The sequence below is a fragment of the Parapedobacter pyrenivorans genome (genome assembly GCF_014636865.1).
GTDB lineage: Bacteria > Bacteroidota > Bacteroidia > Sphingobacteriales > Sphingobacteriaceae > Parapedobacter > Parapedobacter pyrenivorans.
On sequence record NZ_BMER01000005.1, the window covers coordinates 262,673 to 279,766 of the forward strand.

18 protein-coding genes are annotated in these 17,094 nt (G+C 51.3%); 7 read left to right on the forward strand and 11 right to left on the reverse strand.

Annotated elements, in window-relative coordinates:
* Positions 1–56: 56 nt before the first annotated feature.
* Both IEV98_RS20150 and IEV98_RS20155 read left to right on the forward strand, forming a co-directional pair.
* Positions 57–656 (forward strand): NAD(P)H-dependent oxidoreductase, encoded by a 600-nt coding sequence (locus tag IEV98_RS20150; protein WP_188507834.1) that lies wholly within the window; start codon positions 57–59, stop codon positions 654–656.
* Entirely contained in the window at positions 649–1,545 is an 897-nt protein-coding gene (locus tag IEV98_RS20155; RefSeq protein WP_188507835.1) for an NAD-dependent epimerase/dehydratase family protein, read from the forward strand. The genes IEV98_RS20150 and IEV98_RS20155 overlap by 8 nt, the downstream gene beginning before the upstream one ends.
* Positions 1,546–1,567: 22 nt before the next feature.
* Here the strand turns inward: IEV98_RS20155 and IEV98_RS20160 are convergent, their stop codons facing one another.
* Positions 1,568–2,485, reverse strand: a complete 918-nt coding sequence (locus IEV98_RS20160) for an SRPBCC family protein (protein WP_188507836.1) — start codon at positions 2,483–2,485, stop codon at positions 1,568–1,570.
* A gap of 146 nt (positions 2,486–2,631) precedes the next feature.
* On the opposite strand from IEV98_RS20160, the gene IEV98_RS20165 reads away from it, so the two are divergent.
* From IEV98_RS20165 to IEV98_RS20175, 3 genes are all read left to right on the forward strand, one after another.
* Positions 2,632–3,630, forward strand: coding sequence for a GlxA family transcriptional regulator (locus IEV98_RS20165; RefSeq protein WP_188507837.1), 999 nt, complete (start codon positions 2,632–2,634; stop codon positions 3,628–3,630).
* Positions 3,631–3,641: 11 nt separating this feature from the next.
* Complete coding sequence (locus IEV98_RS20170) at positions 3,642–4,331, forward strand: DUF1295 domain-containing protein (protein WP_188507838.1); 690 nt, start codon at positions 3,642–3,644, stop codon at positions 4,329–4,331.
* 68 nt (positions 4,332–4,399) lie between these two features.
* A complete protein-coding gene (locus IEV98_RS20175) occupies positions 4,400–5,590 on the forward strand; it encodes an ATP-binding protein (protein ID WP_188507839.1) in 1,191 nt (396 codons plus the stop codon).
* Between the two features lie 27 nt (positions 5,591–5,617).
* Here IEV98_RS20175 and IEV98_RS20180 read toward each other — a convergent pair whose 3' ends face one another.
* Positions 5,618–6,589, reverse strand: coding sequence for a hypothetical protein (locus IEV98_RS20180; protein WP_188507840.1), 972 nt, complete (start codon positions 6,587–6,589; stop codon positions 5,618–5,620).
* A 135-nt stretch (positions 6,590–6,724) separates the two neighbouring features.
* On the opposite strand from IEV98_RS20180, the gene IEV98_RS20185 reads away from it, so the two are divergent.
* Both IEV98_RS20185 and IEV98_RS20190 read left to right on the forward strand, forming a co-directional pair.
* Positions 6,725–6,961 (forward strand): hypothetical protein, encoded by a 237-nt coding sequence (locus tag IEV98_RS20185; RefSeq protein WP_188507841.1) that lies wholly within the window; start codon positions 6,725–6,727, stop codon positions 6,959–6,961.
* Between the two features lie 37 nt (positions 6,962–6,998).
* Positions 6,999–7,346, forward strand: a complete 348-nt coding sequence (locus IEV98_RS20190) for a putative toxin-antitoxin system toxin component, PIN family (RefSeq protein ID WP_229738877.1) — start codon at positions 6,999–7,001, stop codon at positions 7,344–7,346.
* Here the strand turns inward: IEV98_RS20190 and IEV98_RS20195 are convergent.
* The 9 genes from IEV98_RS20195 to IEV98_RS20235 form a co-directional block, all read right to left on the reverse strand.
* Positions 7,339–7,893, reverse strand: coding sequence for a DinB family protein (locus IEV98_RS20195; protein WP_188507843.1), 555 nt, complete (start codon positions 7,891–7,893; stop codon positions 7,339–7,341). The genes IEV98_RS20190 and IEV98_RS20195 overlap by 8 nt on opposite strands.
* Positions 7,894–7,956: 63 nt before the next feature.
* Positions 7,957–8,496 (reverse strand): Crp/Fnr family transcriptional regulator, encoded by a 540-nt coding sequence (locus tag IEV98_RS20200; RefSeq protein WP_188507844.1) that lies wholly within the window; start codon positions 8,494–8,496, stop codon positions 7,957–7,959.
* Positions 8,497–8,498: 2 nt separating this feature from the next.
* Positions 8,499–9,329: a helix-turn-helix transcriptional regulator gene (locus IEV98_RS20205; protein WP_188507845.1), complete on the reverse strand. Its 831-nt coding sequence runs from the start codon at positions 9,327–9,329 to the stop codon at positions 8,499–8,501.
* Between the two features lie 96 nt (positions 9,330–9,425).
* On the reverse strand, positions 9,426–10,595 hold the full coding sequence (locus IEV98_RS20210) for an ATP-binding protein (protein WP_188507846.1): 1,170 nt from the start codon (positions 10,593–10,595) through the stop codon (positions 9,426–9,428).
* Positions 10,596–10,834: 239 nt separating this feature from the next.
* Positions 10,835–12,847, reverse strand: coding sequence for a hypothetical protein (locus IEV98_RS20215; RefSeq protein ID WP_188507847.1), 2,013 nt, complete (start codon positions 12,845–12,847; stop codon positions 10,835–10,837).
* A gap of 10 nt (positions 12,848–12,857) precedes the next feature.
* Positions 12,858–13,883: a HEAT repeat domain-containing protein gene (locus IEV98_RS20220; RefSeq protein ID WP_188507848.1), complete on the reverse strand. Its 1,026-nt coding sequence runs from the start codon at positions 13,881–13,883 to the stop codon at positions 12,858–12,860.
* Between the two features lie 20 nt (positions 13,884–13,903).
* The gene (locus IEV98_RS20225; protein WP_188507849.1) at positions 13,904–15,163 is read right to left on the reverse strand and encodes a Gfo/Idh/MocA family oxidoreductase; all 1,260 of its coding nucleotides are present in this window, start codon (positions 15,161–15,163) and stop codon (positions 13,904–13,906) included.
* A 16-nt stretch (positions 15,164–15,179) separates the two neighbouring features.
* Complete coding sequence (locus tag IEV98_RS20230; RefSeq protein ID WP_188507850.1) at positions 15,180–15,875, reverse strand: DUF4998 domain-containing protein; 696 nt, start codon at positions 15,873–15,875, stop codon at positions 15,180–15,182.
* Between the two features lie 22 nt (positions 15,876–15,897).
* Positions 15,898–17,076, reverse strand: coding sequence for a DUF5000 domain-containing lipoprotein (locus tag IEV98_RS20235; protein WP_188507851.1), 1,179 nt, complete (start codon positions 17,074–17,076; stop codon positions 15,898–15,900).
* Between the last annotated feature and the right edge of the window lie 18 nt (positions 17,077–17,094).

Genomic DNA, 17,094 nt, shown 5'->3' on the forward strand with positions numbered 1-17,094 from the left:
TTTAATAATAATTTTTACTTCACCACCTTTGCATCGGTTTAACTAAAGAATCAACAATGAAGCATATATTTATCATCAACGGCGGGCAGCATTTCGCCCACTCCAGCGGAGCGTTCAATGCGACGCTCACCCGGTGGACGGCAGATTTACTTACGGAAAAAGGCTATAGCATCCGCATCACCGACATCAATGACGATTTTGACGCGATTGCCGAAGCCGAACATTTCAAGTGGGCAGATACCATCATTTACCATTTCCCAATCTGGTGGTTTCAGGTACCCAACAGGCTGAAACGGTACATCGACGAAGTCTTTACCGCTGGCCACAACAACGGCATTTACGCCAGCGATGGGCGTTCGCGCCGAAACCCCGCGATCAACTACGGTACCGGGGGGTTGATGCATGGGAAGACATACATGGTTACCTCCAGTTGGAACGCCCCGGATACGGCCTTCACACTGCCGGGTGAATTCTTCGACCAGACTCCGGTGGATGAGGGCGTGCTATTGGGCTTTCACAAAATGAACCAATTTACGGGCATGGCGCGTATCCCCGGGTTCCACTTCCACGATTTGGAAAAGAACGTTACACCGGAACGCATCGAAAACTATAGAGAACAATACATACACCACATCAACACGTATTTCCATGGCTGATCACACCTCTCAAGTATTCATCACCGGCATTACCGGATACATCGGCGGCTCGGTGGCCACGAAATTGCAGGCCATGGGCTATCAGGTCAGGGGCCTTGTGCGCAGGGAGAGCGACCTGCAATGGCTCCGCTCCCAGGGCATGGACGGCCTAGTCGGTACCATCCATCAAACCGATATCGTAGCAGCCGCTGTGTCGCGGGCTAACATCATCATTCACACTGCGGATTCGGCGGACGACCCCTATGCAGTGGATACGTTCCTGCGTCTCCTGGAAGGCACGGGCAAGACGTTCCTGTTTACCTCCGGTTCAGCGATATTGGGCGGAAAGGAAAACGGCGAAGCCAATCCATTTGCGTACACCGAAGATTTTCCGCTGGAGCCCCGTCTGGAGATGGCCTCCCGGGTACTGATCAACAGCGCCATCCTCCGTTCGGCCCAACGTGGTGTGCGAAGCATCGTGATGGTGCCCACCATGGTTTACGGCGAAGGCCTCGGCCGCAAAAAAGAAAGCATTCAATTGCCGGCGCTGGTGGCTTATTCCAAAGAAAAAGGGCACGGGGTTTATTTTGGCACGGGGGCTAACATCTGGTCAAACCTGCACATCGAAGACCTTGCCGACCTATATATCCTGGCCCTGCAGCGCGCAAAAGCCGGATCGATTTATTATGCCGAAAACGGGTGGTCTACCCTAAAAAATCTGGCCGAAAATATCAGCGCTCGCCTTGGCCTCCAGCCGGCACGTTCGGTCAGCATCCAGGAAGCCGTGGATCGGTTTGGCCCAGCCGGTGGCTATTTCGGCTTTGGCTCCAATAGTTTCTGCAGCGCCGATAAGGCCCGCAGGGAGCTCGGCTGGGCCCCGCAGTATTCATCCATCGTTCCATTCATCTAGCTTTAGCGCCCCGGCAATGCGGCTATTTGTTAAACTCAGGATACGGAAACCCCTTTCCGGTTTCACACCAGAATTTCAGGCTTCTGAAAAAGAGTGCCCAGTCATACGAGCACGAAGCAAATTCCTTGGTATGTGCTGCCCATCCCTCGTGGCGGAAGTATAGCACCGCCCCTTTGGCGTGCGGCTCCAGCTCAAAGGTCAGCGTAGTGCCTATCCATTCTTCAAAAGCCTTCAGGCAGCGCCATGCCACCTTGCTGTAAGGCTCCAGCGCTACCACCTGCATTTCCTTGAAGTAGTCGGGCTCAAAGCCGAAGCGCAATATGCTGCCTACCTCCGGTTTGGCTAGGGTATCCGGCGTCCACCAGCCCGCCAGGCCTTCCTGCGTGGTGAGGGCGGCATAGACTTTTTCCACCGGCGCTTCGATAAGCAGCCGGTGGCAGATGCTTTTCAAAGATGTTTCTTCGGGTACAGGTTGTTCCAAACGCTCCCCTTCGGTCTCTTTTGGCGTAGGGCTACCCTTGCCTGTTAAGATCAGTTCTTTTAAGCTTTCCTGTATATAATGCGTCCATGCATCGTGGCAAATCTGAAAGCATTCATACGTGGGTACCAACCCTTGATGCGTAAATTCCAGCAGCGTTTTTCCATCTCGTTCGGAAATTTCAAAACGGATGTGGGTACCCGTCCATTCACGGGAATCTTTTGTGAACTTAAAATAATTGTCAAGTACCTGCCATTCAACCGTTTTATTGGGAATCCATTTAACGATCCGCATGCGGGATCGGTGCACATCCTGGTAATGGTATACAAATTCACTGCCCAGTTTATCGGTATCGCCCTCGATATTTTCAGACCACCATTCGCGCACATTATTTACGGCAGCGAATACTTCCTGTGGGGTTGCCGTAACTGCAAAAGTTGTTTTAAAATCTTGATTGTCCATGACGTTGAATTTTTTATGAATGAATCGTTTTAACAAAGGTATTGACAACTATTGCCCCGCAGGTAGGTGTGAAATGGACATTATGACGGGTTGATTTGGACATTGGAATTACGTAGGTTTGCATAACGACAAACAACGATGACCCCATGAAACACGTAACCATTTTAGTGCCCGATGTGCAAACGGCCAACAGCACGATCGCATGTATCGTTGGGGCTTACCAGGTATTCACCGGTGCCAATGCGTATTGGCAAGAGCAGGGAAAAGCACCGTTGTTTACGATCGAAACGGCCGGCGTAGCCGAAGAATCGACATTCATCAACGGGTTACTGACGTTCAAGCCCCAGGTCAACATCGCCTCCCTGCAGCGCACAGATCTGATCCTTATCCCATCCATCACACCCGCGTTTGAGCAAGCCGTGCAGGGCAATGTGTTGTTGATCGATTGGCTGCGGCAGCAATATAAAAACGGCGCCGAGGTGGCCAGCATGTGTACAGGAGCCTTCATATTGGCATCATCCGGGCTGCTTGAAAAGCGGAGTTGCTCCATCCACTGGAATTCGGCAAACCACTTCCGGGCATTGTTTCCGGATATCCAGCTGAAAACAGAAAAATTAATCACGGACGAACGGGGTATCTATACCAACGGCGGGGGCTATTCGTTTTTGAATTTATTGTTATACCTGGTTGAAAAATACTACGATCGGGAGACGGCGATTTATTGTTCAAAGATCTTTCAGATCGAGCTCGATCGGCAAACGCAATCCACGTTTGCCATATTCACCGGGCAAAAATCGCACAGCGACGACGTGGTAAAAGACGCCCAGCAATATCTTGAAGATCATTTTCATGAAAAGATATCGGTAGAAGACCTTTCCAAGCGATTTGCCGTAGGGCGGCGGAATTTCGACAGGCGGTTTATCAAAGCCACCGGCAATACCCCGCTTGAATACCTGCAACGAATCAAAGTCGAATCGGCGAAAAAGGCGTTTGAGACCACGCGAAAGACGGTCAATGAGGTGATGTACGAGGTAGGCTATTCGGATGTCAAAGCATTCCGCGAGGTATTCCGGAAGGTAACCGGCATGTCGCCATTGGCATACCGCAATCGATACAACAAGGAGGCATTGCCCCATCAGCTATAACGGAAATTGACATGGAACTATACGGACAACAAAGCAGCAGTGTGCCACAGAAAGTCGTTATTCACCTCATTGAGGCTTTGCTATTGTGGCTGTCGTTTTGGATTCTCTTTCAAGAGGGAGGCGCCTGGATTGCGGGTAAATTAGCGACCCCCAATGCGGAAGAGCAGGTCGACCGGAGAATACTGATTTTTACGTTCAACATCGTCACGTTCGCCAGGCTCGGCTACATGATGATTGTACTGTTAAAACGGAGAATCCCTTGGGAAGAAAGCGTCAGCGTGCCCTTTGCATTTGCCTTGTATTATATCGGATTCTCGCTCCTTGTCCTGCCTACCGCCAAGCCCTTGGATACGCTCGATTTCTTTGCGATTGCCTTGTTTATTGTGGGGTCGGTATTGAACAGCGGGGGAGAGATTTTGCGGGATAGATGGAAAAAGAATCCTGAAAATAAAGGAAAGATCTATACCGGAGGCTTTTTTAAATATTCTAGGCACATCAATTATTTCGGCGATATCCTTTGGGTAATAGCCTACGCCGTCGCGACGCGGAACGCCTATGCGGCACTTGTTCCCGTATTTCTTTTCTGTTTCTTTGCGTTTTACAATGCGCCGAAACTCGATAAGTACCTCAAAGCTAAATACGGAAGTGATTATGACCGCTACGCAAGCAAAACCAAGATGTTGATACCGTTTATCTATTAGCGAAATAAGCCATTTTGTTTATTGCGATAAACAAAATATGCATATATTTGTGTATCGCAATAAACAAAATGGATAGGCTAATTGAAAAATATCGGCAGAAAATCGGTCGTACATCGTTGGATTTTATGCGAAGCACGGTGGAATCCATTAATTGGAAAGCCCGGCTGATTGGTATTAAAGGCCCGAGAGGTGTAGGAAAGACTACCTTGATGCTTCAATACATCAAAACACATCTTAGCGACCGACTTGCGCAGGTTCTGTATGTGAGTTTAGATGACATTTGGTTCAGTAATAACCGGTTGGTAGACTTGGCGGACGATTTTGTCAAACAAGGAGGCACACACCTTTTTCTGGATGAAGTACATAAATACCCGAACTGGTCGCAGGAGCTGAAGAATATTTATGACGACCATACCGGATTGCAAATCGTATTTACGGGGTCGTCACTGCTGGAAATCCTCAACGCACGTGCCGATTTAAGCCGCCGGGCAGGTATTTATCTGATGCAAGGGCTTTCTTTCCGCGAATATGTGTCACTTGAGTACGGACACTCCCTGTCGGCACTCCATTTATCAGATATTCTGGAACACCATCTGGATATATCAGGGGATATCGTGTCAGATTTCAAACCCCTGCAATACTTTTCCGATTACCTAAAGCATGGCTACTATCCCTATTACCGGGAAGAGGCTGATTTGTATGCCCAACGTGTAGAAGAGACCATCAACATGATTCTGGAAATCGAACTGCCCATGCTTCGCGCGGTCGACATCGCCTACGTATCAAAAGTCAAACAGTTGCTGCTGGTTATTGCGGAGTCCGCTCCGTTTATTCCCAATGTTAGCAAAATCAGTGAAAAAATAGGCATCAACCGGACCACTTTACTTTCCTACCTGCATTATCTACAAGAGAGCGGACTTACTCACAACCTATTCCGGTCTGCCAAAGGTATCAGTCGATTGCAGAAGCCGGATAAAATCTTTCTGGAAAACACCAATCTAGCTTATATCATTGGCAATGCCGACATTGGCAATGTCAGGGAAACTTTTTTTGCCAACCAGCTCTCCTATCGTCATCAATTGGAATTTCCGGAGAAGGGCGACTTTTTGATTGATAGCCAGTATGTATTTGAGGTAGGCGGAAAGGATAAAGCCGCAAGCCGGCTCAAGGGCGTTGCCGAAGGATACGTTGCCGCAGATGGTATCGAATACGGTACATCTCGGAAAATCCCCCTTTGGCTTTTCGGGCTTTTATATTGAAGGAGAAATTCTGCCATGCTATCCGGATTACTCCAGCGCGCCCCAGCCACTAAACAGGATGGCCAGCATCTTCCAAGCCACAGCCGTATCGTTATAGTCGTAAACCGGGTCTTTTACCTGGATTTGCAGCTCAGCATCGGTGAGCGTGCGGGGCGTGATGTCGTCCGGCTGCATCACCAAGGTGGGCTCCTCGCCGTTGTCGTAAAAGATCTCGAGCTTCAGGATGCCGGCATCCTCCGGCAGGTAAAACGGGTGGGTAAAATTGATGGTTTTATTGAATGCGTCTGATGTATACACCGCCAGTTTGTAGCAGATCGGTGTAGGCGGGAGCGGATTCTCAGGGTCGGGCTCCGGAATATATTGCGATTTGATGGTATAGGTAGACACCTGGCATGAATAGCCGGCCACCACTGCTTTTTCCGATGATACCTCGCGGTCGTACAACGATGCGTCTATGGCACCACCGCTACCTACGCCAAGATCGACGGACGGGACGTAATTGACCGACAGTTCGCGGTCTTCCGCAGGGATTTCATCCGTTTGTGACAACGTGCGGAGGAAAAGCTTACCTTCGTCGTTTTTTACATCGTGGTAATTGTCAAAGTCGTAACCAAACCCGCGCGCTTTGCCCAACACCACATCGTCTTTAACGTAATAGGTACAGATGACGCCATTCATCATCAACCCCAATGCGGCAAACGGATTGGACGCTGAATATTCCTGCAGGAGCGCCAGGAATTCCTGCGCTTCTCCGTTGTTTTCGGCCAATTCCAAAAACTGTTCGGAAACATCATCCCGGGAGAAGTCGATTTCCCTGATGAAATAACCCAAGTCTATGCCATGGCTGTACATGCCCATTTCGATCGTCCCTTCCGTAAACGGGGTATTGTCGCCGGGTTGATCATCCGGGCCTACCGGATCATTTTTGGCGCAAGAGGTAAACAGGAGCAGGGCAAGGACAGCAAGTTTTGAAAGGCTCGAAAGGGTAGAAGTCATCATGTCTTAGACGAGTTATTTCCGGCAAAGTTAATGGATTTGCTGTAGGTTGACAATACCCGAAAACAAGGAGTTTGGTTTTCGAGTTAATTGCACCATACCGGCAATTTTTATGAGAAAAACACTATCTTTGACATTATGGATACGCTGCAAGTAGATATTTTGAATCCCAAAGCAAGTAAGCTGCTAAAAGATTTGGCGTCACTCGGTTTAATAGCAATTAAGCCTATTAGCAACGATGGTTTCCAAAAGGTAGTGGATAAATTTCGATCAGCCGCTGCCGATGACGTGCCTAGCTTAGCGGAGATAACAGAAGAGGTGGAATCGGTAAGATCTCAACGTTATGCCAAAAAGAAGGCATCGGATAATCATTGACACTAATCTTTGGATAAGTTATCTCCTTTCTAGCGGATTGAGAAAGCTGGATACGATCCTTGTAAAGAGGGAGATTGTCCTGTTGTTTTCCCAAGAATTATTAGATGAACTTGTTGAAGTAACTCAGCGTCCAAAGTTTAAGAAGTATTTTCATTCGGAAGACGTATCATCACTGCTGTACCAATTAAGTTTGCGGGCGGAATTGATAACCGTTGTTAGTGATGCGACTGATTGCAGAGATGATAAAGATAATTTTTTGCTAGCATTGGCAGGAGATGGCCGTGCAACCCACTTGATAACCGGAGACAATGATCTGTTAGTCTTGGATAGATATAGACAAACAAAAATACTCACGGTTGAGGCGTATTTGCAAAGCCTTAATTAACCACCCGCTCCACCGCTCGCTGTGCCTGTTGGATGTGGCGCTCATTGTGGTAGATGACCACCCGTAGCGTATCCCCCAGGCGGAGTTTGATGAGCGGGGTGATGCTGATGGCGGTCTTAACCTTACCCAGGTGCACCCGCCTTGCACGATCCAGCAGCACCAACAGCTGCTGCTGCTGCCGGATGAACCGCGAGATGACGCTCCCATCGAGCGTGCTGTTTGCCGGGTCCATGCTTTTGAACGTTTTCATCCGGTTCAGTTTGGGTTTGGGCTTCATGCTTTCCGCAAAATAATGCCCTAGCCAGCCACTGCGATACACGCTATCGGGTGCAGCCTTGGCGGTATCCAGGCGCTTGGCGATTTCGGGCAGGTAAAAATTGCCATAACGGTTGAGGTGCTCCAGGCATTCCAGAGCGCTCCATCCGCCGGCATCGGGTTTGGCATTCAGCGTGGCTTCGGGCAGGCCCGCCAGCCGCTCGGCTTCATGCAGGTGTTTCCGCGTCAATTCTTCCAGTTCGGTCAGCAAAGCTTCAGCGCGCAGTTTCATCGTTCCTAATTTTTTGTCACCGCCAAAGAACCGCATTTTCCGTCATCCAGCCATTGATCCAAATCAAGATTTTTTCAATCGCGAGAGTGTCTCCGGCGTCATGCGCAGGTAGTTGGCGATATACTTATGGGGTATCTGCTGGAATAGCTGGGGGCTTCTTTTCAATACCCGCTGGTACCGCAGGCTGGGCGAGCTGATGAGGAGGTCTTTTTCACGTTCCAGCTGCTGCACCACCAATGCTTCGAGTGCGGAGCTCCAGAGCAGCAGGTGGCTCAGGTCTGCCTGCACAAACTGCATCAGTACGTGCTTGGGCAGTACCTGAAGCGTGGTCTTTTTGATGGCCTGTATTGCAAAGTCGGAAGCCGCACCGGTGAGCAAGCAATCCAGTGCCACAATGAGGTCATTTTCATAGCCAAACCGCACGATGCGCTGCTCCTGCCCGTCCAAAATAAACACGCGGAGGCTACCCGCTTCCACCAGGTAAAGGTTGGTATCGATGCTCCCTGCCTCTTTGAGGTAGGCATTGCGCGGCAGCGTGATGGTCCTTTCAAATAAGTTGGCCTCGCGGATGGCCTGCGCCAGGGTTAAGTTTGAATGTTGCATAACTACCCCTCCCCAGCCACCTGCACTTCCTCCGCCTTGGATAGGTATTCGTACCCCCGGTAAAGGATCAATATTTCGATCACTACCGCAGGGATCATGATCACATAGCTCACAAAGAAGAGCACCACGGTAACCAGCAGGCAGCCCACGATGATTTCCAGTATACCCGCCACGCGGGAGAGTTCGCCCATGCCATCCTGCAGGCGGATAAGCGATATCCCGAAAACAATGCTCAGCGCGCCAAAGAGTACCGAGGCTACGGCATAAGGGAGCAAAAAGCGGTCTGCATCCGCGGCAGATAACGACACCACATCCAAAACACCCACGGCGGCCGTGGCTACGACAAGCATGTAGGCCACGGTTTTCAGCAGCTTGTTTTCAAACAGATTACCCAGGGCGATGAATCCCCGCGCAAATAGCGTGTACGAGCCGATCATTAAAACTGTAAGCGCGATGTAGAACGTATTTTCATTAAACCCCCAGTTCCGGCCCTCGGTAAACCAAGCGATGTCCATCGCCCCGAGGATGGTTTCGGATACGAGGAATACCGCCCCGGCCAATGCGGCTATGAGCACGGTGTATCGGTTTACGTGGGGCGCGTTGTTTTGGTGGGTTTCCATCTGTTGTGGTATTTGGTTTGTAAATGATTCGAAAGTTTCTCCCAGTGCTGCCAGCAGGATTTTTACAGTATATACCCGCGGCAGCACTTCGCCCGCCTCGATGCGCTGTATGGTGCGCACGCTCACGCGGCTTTTTTCTACCAGTTCTTCCTGCGTGAGGTTTTTCGCTTTGCGCAGGGCGGTGAGTCTTTTTCCTAATGTTGGTTGTTGCATGGCAAATTCGCTTTGATGGTGCAATATTACAGGTTTACGGAATAGGAGTGTGCAATTTGCGCCCGCCATTTACCCGTCATTTGACCAATCGTGTGCCTAAGGTGTGCTATAAATACTTTTCCAACTTTGCACCCTGTAATTGGTGCGTTGCTGATCTTCGTTGCCCCCATATATCAAGGTCTTAATAACGTTGATCGGAGCAGCTGCATCGGCAAACTTGTCTAGCCCTTTGAAAAGGTCGCGACTGATGGTTTGGGTGGCTTTAACTTCATATGCACGGAAGCTATCGGCCGTTTTCTGCAATATATCGATTTCGTTGGCGTTGCTATCTTGCCAGAAGTAGTATTGCTGATGCAAGTATAGGTGTTGGTTTGCCTTGTTAAACTCAGCCAACACCATATTTTCGAATACATTGCCCTTTAGCCTGTTCACTTTTAGCTGGCTACCGTTGGAAATTCCCAACAGGTGGCAAAGCAGTCCTGTGTCATAAAAATAGAGTTTCGGTGTTTTTACCAGTCTTTTTCCAAAATTTTCGTGATAAGGATATAGCAGAAATGTGATGTAACTGCTCTCCAGTATAGCCATCCAGGCTTTTGCCGTAGCATATGCAATGTCACATTCGTTAGCCAATGCATTCACGTTGAGTAGCTGTCCGGCCCGGCTGGCACATAAGCCCAGAAACGTCCGGAATCCTTGTACATCTTTGATATTGATCAATTCGGTCACGTCCTTTTCGATATAAGTTTGTACGTAGTTGGCGTAGAAGACCGTAGAATCAATCCCCCGATGAAAGAGGGCTGGGTAAAAGCCCCGTACTGCCGCATCGGTATATTCCTGTGGCAGCATCCCCGAGTCGTTTAATTCTTGTAGATCCAATGGCAGCAGTTTGAATAGTGCCACTCGGCCGGCAAGCGTCTGCGTGATGTTTTTCAGGAGGTGGAAATTCTGCGAACCCGAGAGGATGAATTGGCCCATCTGCCCACTTTCGTCTACAGCCGTTTGTATATAAGAAAATAATAGGGGTGCACGCTGCACTTCGTCCAGTATAACATTGGCTTCATATTCGGCCATAAAAGCTACCGGATCATCCTTAGCGAACGCTCTGATATCCGGATTTTCCAGTGAGACATATCTATAATCAGGAAATAATGATTTCAGTAAGGTTGTTTTTCCGGACTGCCTTGGCCCAGTCACTGCGAGTACCGGGAATTTGTTGCGCTGTGCCTCGATGTGTTCTGCTATCCGTCTGCTTATAAATGATTTCATTCAACGAAAGTATTTATAATTTTCAAAATTGCATAGCTATTTTTTCAAAATTACATAGACTATACTTATAGGATTACATAATTCATACTAATGAAATTACATAATATGCAGTGGCAGTAAGGCGTGAGGCACTTCCAAATCACACCGAAGCGGATGGAGCGCAAGCCCTGCCTGGCAAACAGCGCGCCAGGTGATGCCGTGGATAAGCTCTTCGCGGGTGTATCCTTCCAGTTCTACTTTTATTCGCCTACCGATACATTGATGGTGTCGCCCGGTTTTATTTGCGAGGTATGGATAAGTTTGCCTTTGTTTGACACCGTTACTTCGAGTTTGTCTGCCACACGGGCAACCTTCACACCCAATTCGCCTCCAAATGCCTTTATCGCGCTAAGCTCCATCGTTGGCCAATCTGCAGGTAAACGGGGCGAGAGCGCAAACGAGCGTAGGCCGGTTGGGCGGATGCCAAACAACCCTTCCGTGATGATCCGGACGTAAAGTCCGCTTTCGGCCGATAGGTGCCGCTGGTTGCCTTCGGGCCACGCCTCAATGGGGTAGGGCACATGCTGGCCGGTGAGCCGGGTTTTGGCATAGTGCTGCAAGTAAAGAAGGGCTTTTTCCGTTGCTCCCCCGGCAAATGCCCCGCGCAGGGCATAGAGGGTAGAGCGATCCCAATAGGTGGTGCTACCTTCCTGAGTCAATAGGCCATTTTCACTCCAAAGCCGGTCTGAAAACAAAGCTTGGACCGTACCTTCCACCCGATCATAAATCCCAACCGTGAGCGGCATGGCGATCCACGATCGCAGCAAGTCATTGCCAGCATAGTAGCGGTAGGTTTCGAACCCATGCATGCTCGAACCGAAGTGGCGCTCGATAGCGCGCCGCAGTGCGGTTGCTTCCTGTTTGTATTGCCGCAGCTGCCGGGCTGGGATCTGTAAATGACCGCCTAGATAATAGGCCGATAAAAGCGCGTCATAATAAAGGCAGGACGTTGTCAGGTTCGCGTCGCCAGCAGGAAAGCGCCCCTCGAGTTCATCCGAGTCGGAGGCAACCACCCCTTGTGCGTTTAGTTGCCGTTTACAATAGGCGAGGCACCATTCGATCAGTGGCCATAAGGTGGTCGCGTCTTCCAAGTTTCCGTTGGCCAGCGCATATCGTGCGGCGCCGTAGCCAATCATAGCTGCATCGCCACGATCGCCGGCACCGTTCCAGATATCCGTGCCCTCGGCGATGATTGAGCTCGGTATCGGTTTAAACTCCGGATTCATAAACCGACCAAAATGTGCAAACGAATTCATGGCCGACTGGTTGCCGATGGAATAGCCGATATAGGGGAACATCGGATTGACGTACTCGGCCTGGTCGTTTGCCCAGATGGCGGCGTAATAGGCTTCGCCGCCCGGCCCGTGCATATAGCCGCCCTTGGTTTTGAATATACTTTCGGATGCCCGGATTTTCGAAAAGCGGAAGAGTTCATCGATCAGCGGGTCGGGCGTTTCCAAAACGAGTGCCGATGAGATGGTCTGTAGAAAGCGATCCCTACCAGCCAACTCGGCACCCACATCGACGGCCAATGGCGGTTCCGTAGCGCGGTGAGCCTGGATGCTTAAGCTAAAGGACAGTGAATCGCCCGGAGCGACTCGAAAGACACCGGCATTGCCGGTCCGCGTAGCGACGACGTAGGTACCATCCACGCCCCGGTCGGCCGGGGCGTGGCTATCCATGCGCAAGTCGGGGATGCTGACAACCATTGGGTGCGCTGAAAAGTTGACTAAGGAGTAAGCCTCGCAAAGTACGGGATGGACCATCGACGGAAAGACCGTTCGGCTAACCTGCACGGTTGGCGTCGAGGCATGCTGTACGTGGTATTGCGAAACCACGTTTAACAAACCGTTGATCGCTATGGTCTCTACCCGTTCGTGTTTCAGGGGGGTTCCATTTACCGTAATCAGCGCCGGCAAATCCAGCGCCGAGCGCTGCATAAAACTGCCATGGGTATCATTGGGGATGGTGCGCAATAGGGGCCAAACCAGCGATCGTTCCAACGCGAAGGTGCCGTCTTGGCGTACACCGTAGCGCAGTACCGTAGCGAGCTGTTCGCCGCTCAGTTCGATGTGGTCGGAATGGGGTTGGTTATGCGTGACGTGCCACACAATCCCATTGCCAACCCCGGGTCCAAGCTGCCAGCGCTGTTGGGCGAAGGCACCCGGAATAGACAAAAGAAAAAGGAGAACGGTTTTTAATCTGCAAAACATCAGGTGCGGTTTAACGGGTTTTATTCAATTGTGTGGCTAATTCTACCCCATGGCCATACTGTTCGGCAAATCGCCAAGCAGCCGCCCGGAAGCGGGCGTCCGCATCTTGCTGCGCTTTCGCAGCCACGGCTGCCGCATGGGATGGATCGGTGACCATGACGAGCTGCAACGCGGCAATCCGGGTCTGATGGGCTTGTTTTTTGCGGGCGCGGTTCATTAATTTACGGGCTTCTTTGCCCGCACGTTCCACATGGCCCAGGGTAGCGACGCGGTTTATCAATGTGAGGTAAGCAGCGGTTGCCCCTAGCCGGTCATAAGTATAACCCGCGGCCTTCGCCGCTGCCGCCAATGCGGGTAAGGATACAGCGGTTCCCAATTCGCCCAGTGCATAAAATACCGCACGTTGCTGGTTTTCCTCCCCGGTTCCCACCAATCCGAGGATGAGGGTCTCCGCATCACTGGCTTTGGCTTGTGCCAAGGCCAGTATGAGCTGCTCCTTGGCGCCGGGATCGCTTTGATTCGGCACGGCCGCCATTAGCGCCCGCAGCGCATCCGCCGTGCCGATATTGGCGAGCGCGTGAGCTGCCGGGCCCGCCAGTGCTGGGTCATTCAGGCAGGCCACGAGTGCTGCGGTGGCTTCATCGCCAGCCATCCACTGCAATTGCCGGATCATAAACAGCTTTGCGGCGACTTGGTCTGTACCTGTTAGTACGTGTGCATACGCCGAAGCGATCTTCGCCCGATCGGCTTCCGTTCGCGTGGTGGCGTAAGCCGCCAAACCCGACAGCGCGTACGATGCCCGTACCCGCGTGGCCGAATCCGGTGCAGCTAATAAAATGGCCAGCGCCGTGACGGCAGGCCTGCCGCCTTCGGCAAGTGTGGCCATTAAGCGGTGCTGTGCCGTGCCATCTTCGGCGGGCAACAGCGCCAATACGTTGTTCACCACGGCGTCAGCAGGTAGTGGTGTCTGGCCGCTAACCGGACTCGTTAGTCCCACTACCAGGGCTATTACCGGCATCCAAAAGTTCTTCATCATTATCTTGTTGCTATATGTTGTTAAATACCCCAAGGTGTGCGCATGGGTTGGTCAATTAATCGGTTTGCCGCCTCGTCATTGATGAACCGCAGGCCGACGGGGTCGAAGTGCAGCGTCCTGTTCAGGCGCAAAGCCGCGAGCCCAAGGTTAACGATTGTGCACGACCGGAACCCATTTTGTTCATTGAGCGCATGCTTTTCCCTTGTTTTTACGCAGTGGATGAAATCGGATGCCTGCTCGTCGGGCTCGGGGAATTCAGCGAGCCGCTGTTTCCAGTTTGGAATATCGCAAACGAAATCGCGGTATACATTACCGTGCGGGCCTGCGATGTAAGGCGTATTCGGATCGCCATGATCTCCTCCCTGCAATACGATCTGGCAGCCGTCGGCAAAGGTATAGGTGATGGATCGCCACGTACCGATGGCATCGTGATGCTGTTGCGGTGCATCCACCTCCACTTTGATGGGGCTGGTATCGTCTTTATCCAAGAGGTACTGCACCGGGTCGATGTAGTGCTGGCCCATATCGCCCAGCCCGCCGCCATCATAATCCCAGTAGCCCCTGAAGGTACTATGCACGCGGTGGTGATGATACGGTTTGTACGGGGCCGGGCCCAGCCAGCTGTCATAATCCAGCTCTTGCGGCACCCGTTCGGGTTGCAGGTCTTCCTTGCCCACCCAATAGAATTTCCAATCAAAGCCGGTATGGGCGCTGATCGTTACTTTGAGGGGCCAACCCAGCAAGCCGCTCTGCACCAGTTTCTTCAGTGGCTTTACAGGGGTGCCCAGGCCATAAAAGCCACTGTCATACCGAAACCAGGTATTCAGCGTGAAGGTGTTACCGTAGCGGGCTATTGCTTCTTTCACCCGTTTGCCTTCGCCGATGGTGCGCGTCATCGGCTTTTCGCACCAGATGTCTTTGCCCGCACGTGCGGCCTCAACGGCCATAGTACCATGCCAGTGCGGTGGCGTTGCGATGTGCACGATGTCGACGTTTTCGTCCTGGATAAGCTCCCTGAAATCGTGATAGGCTGCTATGCGTTCATTGACAAGCCGCTTGCCGACCTCAAGGTGTTTACGGTCTACATCACATACGGCCACCAAGCGGGTGCCCCCGTAGTTGAGGTGGTCGCGACCCATGGTTCCCGTACCGATAATCCCCTTGGTCAACTGGTCGCTCGGTGCGATGTACCCCCGGCCAAGTACGTGCCGCGGCACGATCGTAAATGCGGCTACGGCAGTGCCTAACGCCTTAATGAATGTTCTTCTATTGCTTTGCATTGTTAAGTGGTTCTTGTTATTCGGGCAGCGCTATCGGGTCTGACCATGCGGTATAAAATGTATCGATTGCCTGGGGCTCGGGTATGTAGAGGCTGCGGTAGCTGAACTGGTTTTCTTTGACACGGATTGCGTATGTACTGGTCGACTGCGCAGGCTTACGCACCACCTTTTCCTGTCCGGTGGTGCTATCCACATACCTCAGCTCGGTAAAAATCAGCGTTTCATCCGCCGCGAGCCATGATACCTCGAATCCCCCCTCCTGCATGTGGATCTCCCTGATCCGACGATTGGTGATCAGCGATTGGAAGTCGCTGCCGTATACCGAGCCAAACGCGCTGGCTAGCACAGACCGGTTTCCGTTCCCGTCGATATTCTGGAGATAGAACGAGTAAGCGTTTTCCGGCAAGTCCGGTACGATCACGTCGATGGAATCCATCCCCGATTTGATTGAAAACGGAATCAGATCAATGACCAGTGAGTCCTGCTGGCTATTCCAGTAGACAACGGTTTCCTTCAGGTTATGGCCATTGTAATACCACATAGACAGCGAAACCCGATTTTCTCCTGCCACCACCGATACCGAATCCAGTTTGGGCGCATAGACGAGTTCGCCGCCTTCGATAAACTCTTGGTGTACGTCTGTAAATTTGTCGCAGGCGTAGGCCATTGCTGCCACAGCCCCGAAAAGGCTAATAATTAGGTAATTCTTCATATCCTCTGTTTCAATTGGTCTTTTATTCGTTGATGACCTGGCCAAAAAAGTCAAACTCAGCAATGTGTGCAAACGTCGTTTCAGACCACGTGCTTAACACTTTAAAACGGAAATAACGGACAGGCTCATGCTCGATGGGAATAATGAAATCAAACCCGAGCCCATGTGCGATATCTTCGGGCGTAACGTCCGTACCGGGCAAGCCCGATGGCTTAGTGACCTCACTTTTGAGCAGTTGCGTCCACTCGGCCCAATTGCCATCGGCCGATGGCGCTTCGGCCCTGCCGTATACTTCAAACTCCTTGACGTTGCCCCATGAAAAGGCGTGCCCCCATACATCGCGGCTGTGCAGCGTGAAACGGCTGAGTTTAACGAGCTGGCCAAGGTCGATGGTTAACGGGCCGGGCATTGACCCGTTTACGGAATGGCCAAAATTGTCCAGATCGTCATCGATGAGGTAGCTATCGGCCCCGTCAAAGTAGTTGTAAGATACGTCGCCGCCCGACATCAGCATGTTCATCTTCATCGTTGACTTTGCGATTTTCGTTTCAAATAGCGGTGTCAATAGCCTGTTGCCGGGATAAATGGTATCCGAGACGTTGCCGAAGCGATCCCTAACCAATGCGGCCACGGGTATCGGCTTGGCATCGTAACCGCGGACCACATGGAACATGGCCAACGAAGACGTTGCGATGACTTTGGACAGCCCGAGTACGCCCGTCGAATCCGGCACGTACAGCTCGATGGTAACGGGTGCCTTGTTTTCATTGTCCCAGCTGAAACGGGGACCGCCGAAATCGGGTTCGATGATCATCGATTCGCTTACACGCCGAACGTCTGATTTAAGCGGGGTAAAGGTTATTGACACGGGATCTGACAGCTCCTGTGCGCGGTTTACGGTGTAGAGTTTTGCTTCGTGTACATTTTCATCATTAAACCCCTCGATGAGGAGTTTGTTGTCATAGAAGGAGGCCAGCGTAGACACCTCCCTGCCGTTAGACAGGGTGTAAAGTGCTTTAACACCAAGGATGTCTTTATTGCCCGGCGTCTGGAAGGTCACGAGCGCTCCCCCAGCTTTAGGCTCCACCTGTACCTGTGTGACAACACCGGGCTTTCCTAAGCTTCCGGAAATCGGGGCCAGTTCTTTTTCCGAACATCTCATCAGGAAAATGGCCACTATCATGATTGTTAACAAGCGCATAGTTTTCATGTTTTTTCA

What these genes read in the sequence shown, in the direction of transcription:
- IEV98_RS20150 (WP_188507834.1), top strand. Translation starts at nt 57, where the DNA reads ATGAAGCATATATTTATCATCAACGGCGGGCAGCATTTCGCCCACTCC.
- IEV98_RS20155 (WP_188507835.1), top strand. Translation starts at nt 649, where the DNA reads ATGGCTGATCACACCTCTCAAGTATTCATCACCGGCATTACCGGATAC.
- IEV98_RS20160 (WP_188507836.1), bottom strand. Translation starts at nt 2,485, where the DNA reads ATGGACAATCAAGATTTTAAAACAACTTTTGCAGTTACGGCAACCCCA.
- IEV98_RS20165 (WP_188507837.1), top strand. Translation starts at nt 2,632, where the DNA reads ATGAAACACGTAACCATTTTAGTGCCCGATGTGCAAACGGCCAACAGC.
- IEV98_RS20170 (WP_188507838.1), top strand. Translation starts at nt 3,642, where the DNA reads ATGGAACTATACGGACAACAAAGCAGCAGTGTGCCACAGAAAGTCGTT.
- IEV98_RS20175 (WP_188507839.1), top strand. Translation starts at nt 4,400, where the DNA reads ATGGATAGGCTAATTGAAAAATATCGGCAGAAAATCGGTCGTACATCG.
- IEV98_RS20180 (WP_188507840.1), bottom strand. Translation starts at nt 6,589, where the DNA reads ATGATGACTTCTACCCTTTCGAGCCTTTCAAAACTTGCTGTCCTTGCC.
- IEV98_RS20185 (WP_188507841.1), top strand. Translation starts at nt 6,725, where the DNA reads ATGGATACGCTGCAAGTAGATATTTTGAATCCCAAAGCAAGTAAGCTG.
- IEV98_RS20195 (WP_188507843.1), bottom strand. Translation starts at nt 7,893, where the DNA reads ATGAAACTGCGCGCTGAAGCTTTGCTGACCGAACTGGAAGAATTGACG.
- IEV98_RS20200 (WP_188507844.1), bottom strand. Translation starts at nt 8,496, where the DNA reads ATGCAACATTCAAACTTAACCCTGGCGCAGGCCATCCGCGAGGCCAAC.
- IEV98_RS20205 (WP_188507845.1), bottom strand. Translation starts at nt 9,329, where the DNA reads ATGCAACAACCAACATTAGGAAAAAGACTCACCGCCCTGCGCAAAGCG.
- IEV98_RS20210 (WP_188507846.1), bottom strand. Translation starts at nt 10,595, where the DNA reads ATGAAATCATTTATAAGCAGACGGATAGCAGAACACATCGAGGCACAG.
- IEV98_RS20215 (WP_188507847.1), bottom strand. Translation starts at nt 12,847, where the DNA reads ATGTTTTGCAGATTAAAAACCGTTCTCCTTTTTCTTTTGTCTATTCCG.
- IEV98_RS20220 (WP_188507848.1), bottom strand. Translation starts at nt 13,883, where the DNA reads ATGATGAAGAACTTTTGGATGCCGGTAATAGCCCTGGTAGTGGGACTA.
- IEV98_RS20225 (WP_188507849.1), bottom strand. Translation starts at nt 15,163, where the DNA reads ATGCAAAGCAATAGAAGAACATTCATTAAGGCGTTAGGCACTGCCGTA.
- IEV98_RS20230 (WP_188507850.1), bottom strand. Translation starts at nt 15,875, where the DNA reads ATGAAGAATTACCTAATTATTAGCCTTTTCGGGGCTGTGGCAGCAATG.
- IEV98_RS20235 (WP_188507851.1), bottom strand. Translation starts at nt 17,076, where the DNA reads ATGCGCTTGTTAACAATCATGATAGTGGCCATTTTCCTGATGAGATGT.